This window comes from Sphingorhabdus lutea, assembly GCF_001889025.1.
Taxonomy (GTDB): domain Bacteria; phylum Pseudomonadota; class Alphaproteobacteria; order Sphingomonadales; family Sphingomonadaceae; genus Sphingorhabdus_B; species Sphingorhabdus_B lutea.
Window position 1 is genome coordinate 2,147,843 of sequence record NZ_CP018154.1, and the last position, 14,402, is coordinate 2,162,244.

The window sequence follows — 14,402 nt, forward strand, 5'->3', positions numbered from 1 at the left end:
ACAGCTTTCCAATCCCATGTTTAATTTGTTCATTGCGCTTTCATATATGATATGAAAGGATGACATATGATAAAAACTAAACATATTCTTCCCACATTCTTGTCCATTATTTTTATGAGCCAGATTAGCATATCCTATGCACAGAGCGAGGAAGATGTCCCCATTGCCAACCAAGAACAATATAGCGCAGAACCAGATAGCGAGGCAGTGCCGGCAAGTGATTTTGCCAAGCGCGTCTTGCATGATGAAGTAAAAGAAGCCGAAACATTGGATGCGCTGGCCATATTAAAAATTGCCATTAAAGAATGTGATAATGGCAATGGACAGGCATGTTATGATAAGGGCCAATTGATACAAAATGGCGTGGGTGAAGTTGATCAAGAGGAAGATAATAGCCCCTCAATAAATCAAGACAGCATCGCCGAATTGGCCGATGAAGCCACGTTGCAGGCCGAAATTCGCGCCGCATATGAGGCAGGATGCCGATTGCGCCATATGGCAAGCTGCACCCGCCTTGCATTTCGCATGGAAAAAGGAATTGGCGGGCCAAGGGACCAAGATGCGGCATATATTTTATATAATGGGCTTTGCAAAAATGGGGATTCATGGTCCTGCACCCGAATGGGGTATAATTTATTTCGCAGCGCAAGCCAAAAAAACGGCGCACAGCATGATATAGTCCTTCAAGAAAGTGCATTGCATGATGATGAAAGCGCCGAAAGCCTATATGCACGGTCGCGCGAATTTTTTACGCTGGGCTGTGAATATCGCAATGGATCGGCATGCTATTATCTTGGCATGATGCAGGGCGATGGCACAGGCGGCGATCAAAATCCCAGCGACGCCCGCAAAAATTATAGCGCCGCCTGTAAATTGGGATATGGCCGTGGTTGCCATGCGCTGTCCATTGCATATCGCACGGGATTTGGCGGCAATGCCAATATGATATTGGCGCTTAGTTATATGAATGAAGCCTGTAAACAGGGATATGAACCCGCCTGCCACAGCGAATAATCCCTGTTTTGGGCATTTTGCTATGGCGGTTTATTCGACCAAATTAGCGATGGTGAATTCCGGATTATCAACCCAATTCATAAATTCACCCATGACCGATTGTACAATATCACCCGGCATATCTTCGCTGGTAAATCCCGTTAAGTCATTTATCGCAAATATTTCGAAATAATCCTGACTTGGCACGCCTTCCCCCATCAATAATGCATCGGTGCGATATGTGTTAAAGGATGAAACACGGCTTAGACCGCGCATTTGCGGATAATCGCTGGTCCGCACCCAATTTTCAAATTCGCTATGTTTAACGCCATTTTTTAATTTATATCTAATCATCAAATATTGCATTTTACCGCCCCCTTAAAATAAAATATCTCCATTGAGAGAATCCAAGATAACAGACACTGGGCGCACCGCCAAATGACATATATTGTTAGATTTCATGCCCCAAATATAGAGCATGATATAAAGCATGGTAGCCAACGCATTTATGCCGCCAACATATTTAATATTGCGCGTTAATTTTTAGGTGCTTGCCGCCGATAAGATAAAGCCTCGGCAATGTGGATACGGCCAATTTGCGTATCGCCGGATAAATCCGCGATGGTCCGCGCCACCCGCAACACACGGGTATAGCTGCGCGCGGAAAGCTTCATCGCCTCTGCCGCCTTATGCAATAATGCCTGCCCTTCTTTATCGGGGGTCGCATATTTTTCCAGCATATCCCCATCCGCCTCTGCATTGGTGCGATAGGACGAATTTGCATAGCGCGCGGTTTGTAGGGCGCGGGCGCGCACCACCCGTGCCTTTACCCCGGCCGAACCCTCCGCAGGTGGCGGCATCACCAAATCGGCTGCCGAAACCGCCTCTATCTCTATATGCAAATCAATACGGTCTAGCATCGGGCCAGAAATTTTTGCCTGATAATCCGATGCGCATTTTGGCGCACGCGAACATGCCAGCGCCGCATCGGCCAAATGACCGCAACGGCACGGGTTCATCGCGGCGATTAACTGAAAACGAGCGGGGTAGCTGATATGATTATTGGCCCGCGCAATGGTCACTTCCCCGCTTTCCACAGGTTGGCGTAAACTATCCAATACGGTGCGCTGAAATTCAGGAAGTTCATCCAAAAATAATACGCCCAAATGGGCCAATGACACCTCGCCCGGCTTTGCCTTTAACCCGCCGCCAACCAATGCAGGCATAGATGCGCTGTGATGCGGGGCGCGAAATGGCCGCGCCCGTGACATCCGCCCTTTCTCCAAATTTCCTGAAATAGAAGCAATCATCGACACCTCCAATGCCTCAGCAGGGGTAAGTTCGGGCAAAATGCCCGGCAGGCAAGATGCGAGCAGCGATTTGCCCGCGCCCGGCGGCCCGTTCATCAACATATTATGGCCGCCTGCCGCCGCAATTTCCAATATACGTTTGGCCGTTTCCTGCCCCTTTACCTGTTTCAAATCATTATGATAACAGGTTTCGGCAATTTCCCCCACCTTTGGACGAGGCAAAAGCCCCTCGCCCTTTAAATGGGAAAGTAAGGATAATAGGTCGGGCGGCGCAATAAGCTCCAATTCGCCGGCCCATGCGGCCTCCGGCCCCTGTGCTGCCGGACAGATAAGCCCCAAATCATGCGAAGATGCATGCAGCGCGGCCAACAACACCCCCGGCGAAGATGCAATGCGCCCATCAAGTCCAAGCTCCCCAATAATGACATAATTTGCCAATGCCTCCGCATCAATAAGTCCCATAGCGCATAATAATGCCATGGCGATGGGAAGGTCATAATGCGATCCCTCCTTGGGCAAGTCCGCTGGAGATAGGTTTAGCGTGATACGTTTTGGCGGCAAGGCAAGCCCAATGGCCGAAAGCGCCGCGCGTACCCGCTCCCTACTTTCCGCCACCGCCTTATCCGGCAATCCCACAATGATAAAGGCGGGCATACCTGCTGCAACTTGGCATTGCACCTCTATCTGACGCGCCTCCAACCCCATAAAGGCCACCGTCGTGATAATCGCTACCATGAAAATTGCCCCTAAATTATTTTAAAAAAATGTCATCGAATCAAAAGCTCATATCAGATGTGCATGATTTGTTCCATTTTGGCAAGCGTCCAAAATATACATTTTTCATAATTTTTTATGATGCGGCGTTCACGGCCCCTTCTATTGGGGTTGCTTTGGGGGTTTCGCCATTTTCTTCAATCAAAATGGGCGGTTCGATTAACGCCAACCCCTCGTTCAAACTCATCACTTCTAATAAAAATGATTTTGGTTTTTTGTAAAATTTACTCTCTGGATTTATATGTAATCCAGAAAGCGTGATTAAATCGGCGACAAAATGGATACAATTGCTTTTGTTCAAATTATAACTATTGCCCCCACGATCGCGCCATTCGGCAATTTTTTCCATAAATATTGCATATTGAGCATCATTTAACCTGACCGAGAAACGGGCATCGCTTTTTGCAATATATTTTTCCGATTGGCTTTCCACTTTGCCTTTTACCGATTTCCATAAAATGGCGGGGGTTAAATTTTTCGCGGTAAAGCCATAATCCTGATCCACAATTTCACCCGTGCTGTCCACTTTGCCTTGTAATATTACAAAGGCATGGGGGAAATTTTGTCCAAATTCATGGCTGTAAAATGTGGCAATCACCTCAGCCCGTGCAATATTGACGCTGCTAAAGAAAATGATGAAAATACAGGTTAATCTGGAGAAAATATACATCATTTGGCGACCCTAACCAGATTCAAAAAATCTCTCAACCCATAAATAATTATAGGCAAAGGCAACGCATACTGACATAAAGGAAAGCAAGAGGAAATTTAGGAGAAGATTATGAGCGGGCAAGCAAAATCCATTTTCATTACTGGCGGTGCATCCGGCCTTGGACGCGAAGTTGCCCGTTTTTTCGGTCAAAAAGGATGGTTTGTGGGCATTGCCGATGTGCAGGATGCCGAGGCACATATTACCGCATCCATGATACCCGAAGGGATGAGCAGCGTTCATCATTTGGATGTGACCAATCGCGATCAATGGAAAATTGCATTAAAAGAATTTGATAAGGCAAGCGGCGGGCGAATGGATGTGTTGTTTAACAATGCGGGCATTGGTTCGGGCGGCCAAATTGAACAGCATGATTATGCCGATATTGATCGGATGGTTGCGGTTAATTTTATTGGCGTCATCAATGGGGTAAAGGAAAGTTTCGAATTTCTTGCCAAAACGCCCAATAGCTGCATCCTCAACACGTCATCCGCATCGGGCATTTATGGGGTTGCGGATTTAAGCGTGTATAGCGCCACCAAATTTGCGGTACGCGGCTTGACCGAATCCCATGATATTGAACTTCGCCGCCATGGCATACGCTGTCGATCCCTAATGCCTGGATTTATCGATACCAATATTTTATCCAATGTTCCGGACGACAGCAATATGACTGGCAAAGAAATTTTACAATCAGCAGGGGTGGAGGTAAGCCCTGTTACCATTATTGGCCAGGCCGCATGGGATGCCATTCACGGAGACAAGGTTCATACCTATGTCAATAAAACCGCCAAACAGCTTGCCTTTGCCGCGCGGTGGATGCCGGGGCGTTTACGCAAACAAATGGGCGGCTTATTGCGCAATGTGGTGAAAAGCGATAGTTAAATATCGCTTTTCATACCTATTCTTTGATTACAGGGCGTCTATTGCGCGGGCCAATTCAATATCGCGAATGGAAAGCCCGCCTGCATCATGGGTGGTGAGTAAAATCTCTACCTTATTATATACATTAAACCATTCGGGGTGATGGTCCGCCTTTTCCGATAAAATGGCCACACTGGTCATAAAGCCAAATGCGGTGGTAAAATCATTAAATTGATATGTGGTAACAATGCCTTTTTGTTCTTCATCATATTCCCAATCAGGAATAGTTTTTAACAATTCGGCACGTTCTGAATTGGAAAGACATTTAATTTTGCTCATATCAATTTTTCCTTATTTACCACATATCACCGTATAGAAAATAATTTAACATTATCGATATTCATTGGCATATTGTGTGAAATCTGCCTATTTCATCATATGGGGTTAGGTCAAGCATATCCAGCATCATTGTCGATTCAGCATTTATGCTGCATGCGTTCAGGCCGATTGGTTTTGGACAATATTAATTTGTCGCTAACGGGCGGTCAAATGGCGTGGGTCAAAGGGCCAAATGGCTGCGGTAAATCGACCCTATTACGCTGTATTTCTGGTTTAATTCCTGCTTTTGATGGCGAAATTACCTATCATGGCATCATATCATTACATGATGGCAATGCCGCATTGGATGAGGAATTGAGCGTTGAAAATGCGTTAAAATTTTGGGCAAATTTGGATGATATCGCGGCGGACAAATTGGCCCAATCCGCCGAAATTTTCGGGTTGGGCCATATTATGGACATTCCCGTCCATATGCTTTCCACCGGGCAAAGACAACGCGCCGCATTGACCCGCACCATTTGTGGCAATGCGGATATTTGGTTATTGGACGAACCCTATAATGGGTTGGACCAACATAATGTCGCCATGTTAAACCATGCTATTAAAATACATCTGGACAATGGCGGCATGGTAATCATCACATCGCATAATGATATAATCATTGAAAATATTACCCCCATAATATTGGATTTATCATGAAGGTTTTTGCCATATTATTGGGCCGTGAAATTCGCCGCCATGTGCAAATGGGCAATATTATGCTGCCCATATTTTTCTTTATTTCGGTGGCGATATTATATCCATTTGCCGTTGGACCAGACCGGATTTTATTACAAAAAACTGGCGGTGCAATAATATGGATTGCTGCATTATTGGCAACGATTTTGCCCATTGAAAAATTGATTTCTCATGACAAAAAATCCGGATTTTTGGATCAAATGGCGGTGCGCGGCACTTTGGATGAAATCATCATTTTGGCAAAAATGGCGGGCCATTATATCTGCTTCATTCTGCCCTTATTATGCGCGACATTTTTATCCGCCATTTTAATGGGGCTTAATGACACACAAATGATGTCGATACTGATCGGCCTTGCCATTTCGGGCATAGCGCTTTCGGGTTTGTCGGTGATGATTGCGGCGTTAACTGCCAATATTGGCAATGCCAGCGCCCTTGCCGGTATGTTGTTAATCCCGCTTTCCATCCCGCTTTTAATATTTGGCAGCGCCAATGTGCGCGACCCACAATTTAGCACGCTGCAACTTATCATTGCCATGTCATTGGTGCTTAGCGTGATGACCCCATTTGCGGCGGCGGCGGCGCTGCGCGCGTTAAGGGAGGAATGATAAAGCCGTGATTGGGTTATATTCCGCCAGCGGTGCTGTCATATCCCATTTGCTTTAATCCATCGATTAACGCATCGACACAATGGCGTAATTTATGCGCATCGGTGGACCGCACCACAAAATTTGCCCCGCTTTTCCCCTCCCGATAAAAAGGGTAGCTGCCAATTTGGCATCCCTCATGCGCTTTTTCAATCTGGCTTAATGTCGCCGCGACTTCGCTTTCCGCGACCCAGCAGCCAATTTGTTCGCTCAGTACCGGTAATCCGCCTTCCAAAGTGCCGGTTAATGCATCCAACATGCCCGCGGTGATATGCGGAACACCCGCCATAATGAATATATTGCCCATTTTAATTCCCGGTGCGCCTGACATTTTATTGGGGATTAAATCTGCCCCCTGCGGCACACGCGCCATGCGCAGCCGCCCTTCGTTAATTCCGCCGCGCGTTTCATAATATCCCTCCAAAATCGCCCTTGCCTCTTCATGTATAACCACTGGAACACCCATGGCGGCGGCAATTGCATCAACGGTAATATCATCATGGGTTGGCCCAATGCCGCCCGTTGTGAACAGATAATCATGGCTGGTGCGCAGGGCATTTACCGCCGCGATTATCGCGTCCATATCATCGGACACGACGCGCACTTCATTCAACCTAATCCCCTGAACATTTAACCATAGGGCGATTTGAGAGATATTTTTATCCTGCGTCCGGCCCGATAAAATTTCATCGCCAATAATTAAAATGGCGGCGCGATAGATTCGATCTGTTGTCATGAAAAAAATGATAGCCTCTATATGGGGACTTACAAAGCTGTATTTTTTGCCGTATATGCTTTTGCATGAATCAATATGTTAAAGTGGAAGCCGATGATGTAAGCCCTGCACGTGACGGCATCATCAAATTACATGGTCCGGAGGGCTTTGCCGGAATGAAAAAGGCGGGACAGGTTTCCGCCAGCATTTTGGACGCGCTTGTCCCCCATGTGGTGCCGGGCGTATCGACACAGGAATTGGACGATATTGTCCGCAAAATGGCATTTGATGCGGGAACTGTGCCCGCTACATTGGGGTATCGCGGTTTTGCGCATAGCTGTTGCACATCCATCAACCATGTGGTGTGCCACGGCATACCGTCGGAAAAAACATTAAAAAATGGCGATATTGTCAATATTGATGTGACCGTCATTGCCGATGGCTGGCATGGCGATACCAGCCGCATGTATTTGGTGGGCGATGTGCCATTAAAGGCACGAAAATTGGTCGATGTGACATATGAATGTTTAATGCTGGGCATTGAACAGGCAAAGCCGGGCAACCATTTGGGCGATATTTCCCACGCGATACAAAGCCATGCAGAGGCTCATCGTTATAGCGTGGTACGCGAATTTTGTGGCCATGGCGTGGGCCGTTTATTTCATGATGCGCCCGATGTTGTCCATGTTGGCCGCCCCGGCACAGGGCCGGAACTGCGCCCTGGCATGTTTTTCACCATTGAACCGATGATCAATATTGGCAAAGCAACGTCAAAGGTTTTGGACGATGGCTGGACGGCGGTAACCCGCGATCGCAGCCTGTCTGCGCAATTTGAACATAGTATCGGTATTACCGAAACCGGATGCGAAATTTTCACCAAAAGCCCAAAGGGGTTTGATAACCCGCCCTATTAAGCGCGGGAGATGAAATTGGGTTTAGGCAAGTCTTAACCCTTCATAAATATTCGCGCCGATCATCAGGTTAAGATTTTGCACGGCAGCGCCGCTCGCCCCCTTGCCCAAATTGTCCAATGTGGCAATTAAACGCAATTGTGCACCATCGGCTGATGGCGCGACATATAAAGTCATGCCGTCATTGCCATCATCCCCATTTAACAATAAAATTTCACTTGGCATATCGCCTTCATGCACATTGACCAGCTTGCTGCCCGCATAATGAGAGACAAGTGCGTCGTGCATTTCCTGCGGGGTTGATTTAATGTTAAATGCGCCAAGCGGCACCATTATTTCCACCACCATCCCGCGATAGGCATTGATTACCGCAGGGGCAAAAATGGGGGCATGGTTCAATCCGGCATGAAGCTGCATTTCGGGCAAATGTTTATGCCCATGGGCCAATGCATAACCGCGAAAGGCAATATTGCCCGCGCTTTCAAAATGGGCGATTAACTCCTTACCCCCGCCGCTATATCCCGATACAGCATTAACATTATAGGGCAGGTTTTTGGGCAATAATCCTGCATCCACCAATGGCGCGATTAACCCCAAAAAACCCGTGGGATAACATCCTGGATTACTAACAAATTGGGCGTTTTCAATTGCCTGTTGCTGGCCCATGCGCATTTCGGCAAAACCATATGTCCAATTGGGGTCAATACGGTGCGCGGTTGATGCGTCAATAAATTTTGTCGGATTTTGGGCATCCGCCATCGCCACAGCTTCCTTTGCCGCCGCATCGGGCAGGCATAAAATCGCCACATCCGCCGCAATAATCGCGCCGCGCCGTGCATCATCATTTTTGCGGTCATCATCCGATAAAATAATCAACTGCACATCATCGCGCTCACCCAAACGTTCGGCAATTTCAATGCCTGTCGTGCCCGCTGCACCGTCAATAAAAACCTTCGCGCTCATATTATATCCGCTTCATCGATGTGATTGCCGGGCCATCTTCGGATGCAAAACGTTGCGCCACAATGGATAATGGCTCAATGGTGACATTCATATGATAGCTGTTGGCGTGGATAATATTATCCTTATCTGCCATAATACCTACATGACCATTAAAAAACACCAAATCGCCGACGCGTAATTGATTGCGATCATCCAATTGCCGCCCCACAAAAGCCTCTTGCATATCGCTGTCACGGGGAAGATTTTTGCCGTTCATACCAAAACAAAGCTGGACCAGACCAGAACAATCAATCGCAAACCCGCTGCGCCCACCCCAACAATATGGCACATTGATAAGCCGCCGTGCCAATGCAACCGGATCAACATCCATATCGGAAATTAAGGATAAATGCGATGCGGGCATATACCCTTGTGCACAGGGAAGAAAACCGTCTTCTTCATCACCCGTAATGCAAATTTTCGCGCCCATGGGCAATTGCACAATCGACGTGGCGCTGCCCTTTGGCTGGGTGTAAATCATGCTGGAAACCGATGTGACAATATGGGTCGGCTTTGGCATTTCTTCGGTAATAATGGCCAAATGAGCGGTGGGAACATATCCTAAATAATCATCATGTTTGCAATATCCCCATGCCCAATCACCCGAAATGTCCAGCACCGCAAATTCCTCACCATAGCTAAGCGAGCTAGCCCCCTGTGCCAAATGGTCGGGCGCGGCCCGCACCATAGTCGCGCTGGTCACGCAAATGCGAAGCTGCGGCACGGCATAATGCGGGGCAAATAATTTGCCCGCCAATGATATATCGGCCAAATCACCTCTTATAGGTGTGATACGTTTATCGGTCTTTGGGCTTGGCCCGCTGAGCGCATAGCTTTGTTCATTATAATTATTTTGCGACATATTCATTTTTCAAAAATTGGTAAATTGCACGAAGACCAAGGGCTTCACCGCCCTTTTTCCGGCCCGGTTTTGGCGTTGGCCGCCAAGCGAAAGTATCTATATGTGCCCATCGGACATCATGTAAGATAAATTTTTGCAAAAATAATGCGGCGGTGACGCTGCCGGCAAATGAACCGCCGCTATTCGTCATATCTGCAACATCACTTTGCAATAACTCAAAATAATCATTCCATAATGGCATCCGCCATAATGGGTCTTGCGCCTGCTTTGCGCCCGTTAAAATGGCATTGGCCATATCATCATCATTGGCAAAAATGGGCGGCACATCAGGGCCAAGGGCCACCCGCGCCGCGCCGGTTAAGGTGGCAAAATCAATGACCATTTCATTGCCATCTTCGCATGATTTGGTCAACGCATCGGCAAGGATTAAGCGCCCTTCAGCATCGGTATTGTCAATTTCAACGCTCAATCCATTTCGCGCCTTTATAATATCACCCGGCCGCATGGCATTGCCCGCAACGGCATTTTCCACCGCAGGGATCAACATGCTTAACCTCACGGGAATGTTCATTGTCATAATCAAATATGCCAATGCCGCCGCATGGGCCGCGCCGCCCATATCTTTTTTCATAATCCGCATACCCGCGCCCGATTTAATGTTCAGCCCGCCTGTATCAAAAATAACCCCCTTGCCCACAATGGCAATTTTGGGATGTTTTTCATCGCCCCAATTTAATTCGATTAAACGCGGCGCATGGTCGCGCGACGCCGCCTTGCCTACCGCATAAATTAACGGATATCCCTGTTCCAGAATATCGCCCTTTATCACATTAACATTGCCATCATATTTTTTGGCCAAATCGGTGATCAATTTTTCAATCGCGCCAGGGTTCATATCGCATGGCGGCATATTGACCATGTCGCGCACCAATGAAGTCGCAGAGGCAAGAGCACAATATTCGCCAATATTTGCCGCCTCATGCGTTAATAAAATGCGCGGCCCATCTTCATTTTTTTCGCTAAGATATTGGTCAAAATTATATTGGCCCAATATCCACCCCAATAACGCATTGCCCAATTTGGGCGGGGATGCTTCTTTGGCATCGCCCATAATCCTATATGTCCCCGAAGGCAGGGATTCCGATAATTTTGCGATGCTCCACGGGTTTAACGCCATGGGTTCACCAATGGACGCAATGACATGGAAATCATCATCACCACATGCCGGAATAATTGCATATTCGCCAATTGCGCCCTTAAATTTTTGGGCGGCCAATGCGCTGCGAACCATGGGCTTGCTGCGTTTGACAAATGATTCAAAATCATCTTCGGATGTCAAAATGATGCTTGTCGCATCCTGTCCTTTATCCGGGCGCAGCAAATCTGTATAATCTTTAATCATACATGCCTGATAGCTGCCATTTAATGAAAATGCGATAGGCAATTATCACCAAAATTCACATCGGGTAAATTATTATATTTGCACAAAAATCATTTGGTAAATTGCATAATATCATCAGCTACCGGCTCTTTGGTCAAAATTTTCTTTTCCGCCGCATAATTTTGCAATGTCCGCCATGGGTGGCGATCACCATTTTTGGGTAAATTGTCAAAAGAACGTTCAAAATAACCAGAGCTAAATACCTCAACAAAGGGGCGGCGCTCCATGTCGGGGTCGTTCAAAAATGGCGTGGCGACATCCGCCCCTTTTGCATCCATTTCTTTTAATAATCGAACCACATAATCACATACAATATCGGTTTTTAACGTCCAACTTGCATTTACATAACCAAAGACGCTGGCCATATTGGGAATATTGGAAAACATGCATCCCTTATAACTCACATGATTGGCGATATTTACCGGTTCATTATCCATGGACAGCTTAATCTTACCAAATACAACAAGGTTTAATCCCGTGGCGGTCACAATAATATCCGCCGGCAACATATTGCCCGATTTTAATTTAATGCCCTGTTGGGTGAAATGGTCAATATGGTCGGTGATAATTTGCGCCTTTCCGCTGTTCAACGCATCAAACATATCATTATCAGGGACAAGGCATAATCTTTGTTCCCATGGATTATAGCGCGGGGTAAAGTTTTTTTCAAAATCCCGCACATCATTCAAGGAATTTTTCGTATCGTTTAATAATTTCTTTCGCATAATCTTTGGATAGGACCGCGCAAACCAATACACCAATCTTTGCATATTTATGTTACGAAAACGGGTGATTTTATACGCTAATTTATCCGGCAATATTTTGCGCAATATATTTGCAAAGCGATCACGAGAAGGATGCGATATCATAAAGGTCGGGGAGCGTTGTAACATGGTCACCTGCCCCCCATTTTGTGCCATGACGGGCACGATAGTTACTGCTGTCGCGCCGCTGCCAATAACCACAATTTTTTTGCCGCTATAATCCAAATCCTTTGGCCAATGTTGCGGGTGAATAATTTGCCCGCCAAAATCATCAGCGCCCTTAAATTCTGGGGTATAACCCTCATCATAATCATAATAGCCAGCACATAGAAATAGGAATTTTGCTGCATATTGACGCATCACCCCGTCATGTTGCGCGCTGATTATCCATTGTTTTTTCACGCTATCCCAATTGGCATTTTCTGCCCTATGCCCAAATTTTATATGCGGGTTAACGTCAAATTCATCCGCAGTTGCATGCACATATTTATGGATTGATGGGCCGTCGGCTATCGCCTTTTCATCGACCCAAGGTTTAAATCGATATCCCAAAGTGTGCATGTCGCTGTCCGAACGGATACCGGGATATTGAAATAAATCCCATGTGCCGCCCATATCCTGTCTTTGTTCCAAAATGACATATTTTTTATCGGGAAAATTTTGTGAAAAATGTACCCCGGCGGCAATTCCCGATAGCCCCGCCCCAATGATTAACATGTCCACTTGTTCAATATTTGACGTCATTTGGCATCCTCACTCTTTCCTCAAACAAATGATTATAGAAACAATTGCAATTTACAACCCACAATATAGTTTAATTGGTTAATTAAATACATTGATTAAAAATTGCATCAGCTAAAAATGCGTAAGAAATATAGTTTCAATTGATATTTAATTCTGGCCCATCCTAAATTTCACCGCTATGCATGATTGGTAATGAAGGGAGGATAATATGTTATCGGTGCTGGATATTTTCCGTGTGGGGCTTGGCCCATCTTCATCCCATACAGTGGGCCCGATGCGCATTGCCCGCCGTTTTTTGGAGGAGGCAGCCCAAAAGAACCAATTGGAAAATTGCGCCCGGCTGCGCATTTCATTGCACGGATCGCTTGCCCTAACGGGAATTGGCCATGCTACAGATACGGCAACATTTTTGGGCTTAATGGGATATTTACCCGAAGAAACCACCCCGCAACAGGCCGAAGCAGCCCTTTTTAACTTAACCCAAAATGGCCAGATTACCTTATATAATGGCCCAACCATCCCATTTGACCAGAGGCGGGATTTGGACCTGCGCGGTGATATTATTCCGCAAATTCATCCCAATGAAATGCGGCTGCAGCTTTATAATCATGATAATATATTGATTTTCGACCGGATATATTATTCGGTTGGTGGCGGCTTTATTGCAAGCGCCAAACAATTAAACGCACCCACGCCCAATGATCAAATCGCCATCCCGTCCTTTCATCCCCATATATTTGGCTCTGCCGCCGAATTATTGGTCCATTGTGATGTGCTAAAAATGTCTATAGCGGACGTCATTATGGCCAATGAAGATGCGGTGCGCCCCCGCCAAGAAACCGAGGCAGGATTGGATAAAATTTGGGCGGTGATGAATTTATGTATCGAACGCGGCCTCGCCACAAATGGCATATTACCCGGCGGGTTAAAGGTAAAGCGCCGCGCGCCAGACCTATATCAAAAACTGATTGATGCGCCCATGTCGAATGAGCGCGAACAATTATTTGACTGGTTAAACGTCTATGCCATGGCCGTGAATGAGGAAAATGCCGCTGGCGGACGTGTGGTCACCGCCCCCACAAATGGCGCAGCGGGCATTATTCCCGCCGTCATCCGCCATTATTGCGGCGAAGATGAAGGATATAATATTTCCAAAATTCGCCAATTTTTGGTCACAGCTGGCGGCATTGCCATGTTATATAAACAACGCGCCTCAATCAGCGGGGCCGAAATGGGATGTCAGGGAGAGGTTGGCGTGGCCTGTTCCATGGCGGCAGCGGGCCTTGCCGCCATTTGGGGCGGAACAGCGCAACAGGTGGAACATGCCGCCGAAATTGGCATGGAGCATAATTTGGGCCTCACCTGTGATCCAGTGGGTGGCTTGGTTCAAATACCATGTATAGAACGCAATGCCATTGGCGCGGTAAAGGCGGTTAACGCCGCACGCCTTGCCCTGCGTGCGTGCGAAACGCACCATGTTTCACTTGATCAGGTAATTGAAACCATGCGCCAAACCGGATTGGACATGTCCCGCAAATATAAAGAAACCAGTGAGGGCGGATTGGCCGTTAATGTGGTCGAATGTTAAT

Annotated in this window: 15 protein-coding genes; 6 read left to right on the forward strand and 9 right to left on the reverse strand. The window is 46.8% G+C overall.

Going from position 1 to position 14,402, the window contains the following annotated elements:
- The first annotated feature begins 66 nt into the window (after positions 1-66).
- Positions 67-1,014: a tetratricopeptide repeat protein gene (locus LPB140_RS10210; protein WP_072559739.1), complete on the forward strand. Its 948-nt coding sequence runs from the start codon at positions 67-69 to the stop codon at positions 1,012-1,014.
- Positions 1,015-1,044: 30 nt separating this feature from the next.
- Here LPB140_RS10210 and LPB140_RS10215 read toward each other — a convergent pair whose 3' ends face one another.
- From LPB140_RS10215 to LPB140_RS10225, 3 genes are all read right to left on the reverse strand, one after another.
- A complete protein-coding gene (locus LPB140_RS10215; protein WP_072559740.1) occupies positions 1,045-1,359 on the reverse strand; it encodes a RedY/HapK family protein in 315 nt (104 codons plus the stop codon).
- 170 nt (positions 1,360-1,529) lie between these two features.
- Positions 1,530-3,038, reverse strand: coding sequence for a YifB family Mg chelatase-like AAA ATPase (locus LPB140_RS10220; RefSeq protein ID WP_072559741.1), 1,509 nt, complete (start codon positions 3,036-3,038; stop codon positions 1,530-1,532).
- Positions 3,039-3,153: 115 nt separating this feature from the next.
- Entirely contained in the window at positions 3,154-3,750 is a 597-nt protein-coding gene (locus LPB140_RS10225) for a hypothetical protein (RefSeq protein ID WP_198024112.1), read from the reverse strand.
- Positions 3,751-3,858: 108 nt separating this feature from the next.
- Between LPB140_RS10225 and LPB140_RS10230 the strand changes: the two genes are divergently transcribed.
- Positions 3,859-4,671, forward strand: coding sequence for an SDR family oxidoreductase (locus LPB140_RS10230; protein ID WP_072559743.1), 813 nt, complete (start codon positions 3,859-3,861; stop codon positions 4,669-4,671).
- A 27-nt stretch (positions 4,672-4,698) separates the two neighbouring features.
- Here the strand turns inward: LPB140_RS10230 and LPB140_RS10235 are convergent, their stop codons facing one another.
- Positions 4,699-4,989, reverse strand: a complete 291-nt coding sequence (locus LPB140_RS10235) for a 4a-hydroxytetrahydrobiopterin dehydratase (RefSeq protein ID WP_072559744.1) — start codon at positions 4,987-4,989, stop codon at positions 4,699-4,701.
- Positions 4,990-5,088: 99 nt separating this feature from the next.
- Between LPB140_RS10235 and ccmA the strand changes: the two genes are divergently transcribed.
- Positions 5,089-5,688, forward strand: a complete 600-nt coding sequence (gene ccmA, locus LPB140_RS10240) for a heme ABC exporter ATP-binding protein CcmA (protein WP_072559745.1) — start codon at positions 5,089-5,091, stop codon at positions 5,686-5,688.
- A complete protein-coding gene (locus tag LPB140_RS10245) occupies positions 5,685-6,335 on the forward strand; it encodes a heme exporter protein CcmB (RefSeq protein WP_072559746.1) in 651 nt (216 codons plus the stop codon). The genes ccmA and LPB140_RS10245 overlap by 4 nt, the downstream gene beginning before the upstream one ends.
- 16 nt (positions 6,336-6,351) lie before the next feature.
- On the opposite strand, the gene LPB140_RS10250 is transcribed toward LPB140_RS10245, so the two are convergent.
- Positions 6,352-7,110 (reverse strand): competence/damage-inducible protein A, encoded by a 759-nt coding sequence (locus tag LPB140_RS10250; RefSeq protein WP_072559747.1) that lies wholly within the window; start codon positions 7,108-7,110, stop codon positions 6,352-6,354.
- A 65-nt stretch (positions 7,111-7,175) separates the two neighbouring features.
- Here LPB140_RS10250 and map point away from each other — a divergent pair, with 65 nt between their 5' ends.
- Positions 7,176-8,003, forward strand: coding sequence for a type I methionyl aminopeptidase (map, locus tag LPB140_RS10255; protein ID WP_072559748.1), 828 nt, complete (start codon positions 7,176-7,178; stop codon positions 8,001-8,003).
- 21 nt (positions 8,004-8,024) lie between these two features.
- Here the strand turns inward: map and argC are convergent, their stop codons facing one another.
- From argC to LPB140_RS10275, 4 genes are all read right to left on the reverse strand, one after another.
- Positions 8,025-8,963: an N-acetyl-gamma-glutamyl-phosphate reductase gene (argC, locus tag LPB140_RS10260; RefSeq protein WP_072559749.1), complete on the reverse strand. Its 939-nt coding sequence runs from the start codon at positions 8,961-8,963 to the stop codon at positions 8,025-8,027.
- A 1-nt stretch (position 8,964) separates the two neighbouring features.
- The gene (locus tag LPB140_RS10265) at positions 8,965-9,864 is read right to left on the reverse strand and encodes a C40 family peptidase (protein WP_198024113.1); all 900 of its coding nucleotides are present in this window, start codon (positions 9,862-9,864) and stop codon (positions 8,965-8,967) included.
- Positions 9,851-11,263, reverse strand: a complete 1,413-nt coding sequence (locus LPB140_RS10270) for a leucyl aminopeptidase family protein (protein WP_072560860.1) — start codon at positions 11,261-11,263, stop codon at positions 9,851-9,853. Before LPB140_RS10270 ends, LPB140_RS10265 begins: the two co-directional genes overlap by 14 nt.
- Before the next feature lie 92 nt (positions 11,264-11,355).
- Positions 11,356-12,813 carry a flavin-containing monooxygenase gene (locus LPB140_RS10275; RefSeq protein ID WP_156874187.1) on the reverse strand — a complete coding sequence of 486 codons (1,458 nt, stop codon included), beginning with the start codon at positions 12,811-12,813 and terminating at the stop codon, positions 11,356-11,358.
- Between the two features lie 208 nt (positions 12,814-13,021).
- Between LPB140_RS10275 and LPB140_RS10280 the strand changes: the two genes are divergently transcribed.
- Positions 13,022-14,401 (forward strand): L-serine ammonia-lyase, encoded by a 1,380-nt coding sequence (locus LPB140_RS10280; RefSeq protein WP_072559751.1) that lies wholly within the window; start codon positions 13,022-13,024, stop codon positions 14,399-14,401.
- Position 14,402 lies beyond the last annotated feature (1 nt).